The organism is Neisseria sp. P0021.S006 (assembly GCF_051956895.1).
In genome coordinates, this window is record NZ_JBQCWZ010000642.1 from 1 (window position 1) to 769 (window position 769).

The 769-nt window shown below is 55.0% G+C and carries 1 pseudogene; it reads left to right on the forward strand.

Features of this window, described 5'->3' with window-relative positions:
- Window positions 1–769 (forward strand): annotated as a pseudogene (locus ACTHUM_RS16210) (excinuclease ABC subunit UvrA); the annotation flags it as partial.

Genomic DNA, 769 nt, shown 5'->3' on the forward strand with positions numbered 1-769 from the left:
TAATGACACCATCCGCATCCGCGGCGCGCGTACACATAATTTAAAAAATGTCGATTTGGACATTCCGCGCCACAAACTCGTGGTGGTAACAGGATTGTCAGGCAGCGGCAAATCGTCGCTGGCGTTTGATACTTTATATGCCGAAGGCCAACGCCGTTATGTTGAGAGCCTTTCCGCCTATGCCCGTCAGTTCTTACAGATGATGGACAAACCCGATGTCGATTTGATTGAAGGCTTGTCGCCTGCAATTTCCATCGAGCAGAAATCCACCAGCCACAACCCGCGTTCCACCGTCGGCACGGTAACGGAAATTCACGACTATTTGCGCCTTTTGTACGCACGCGTCGGCACACCCTACTGCCCCGAACACAAGCTGCCGCTGTCGAGCCAAACCGTATCTCAGATGGTCGATGCCGTCTTGAAGCTGCCGGAAGACACGCGCGTGATGATTCTGGCGCCGGCGGTGCGTGAGCGTAAGGGCGAGTTTGTCGATTTCTTTGCCGACTTGCAGGCGCAAGGCTTTGCGCGTGTACGCGTGGACGGCGAGGTCTATCAGCTTGACGAAGTACCGAAGCTGGAAAAAAACATTAAACACAACATCGACGTCGTCATCGACCGCGTGAAAGTGAAGGCGGACATCAAGCAGCGGCTGGCAGAAAGTTTTGAAACCGCGCTACGCCACGGCAACGAGCGCGCGTTGGCGATGGAAATGGACAGCGGCGAAGAGCATTGGTTCTCCGCGCGTTTTGCCTGCCCCGTATGTTCGTAC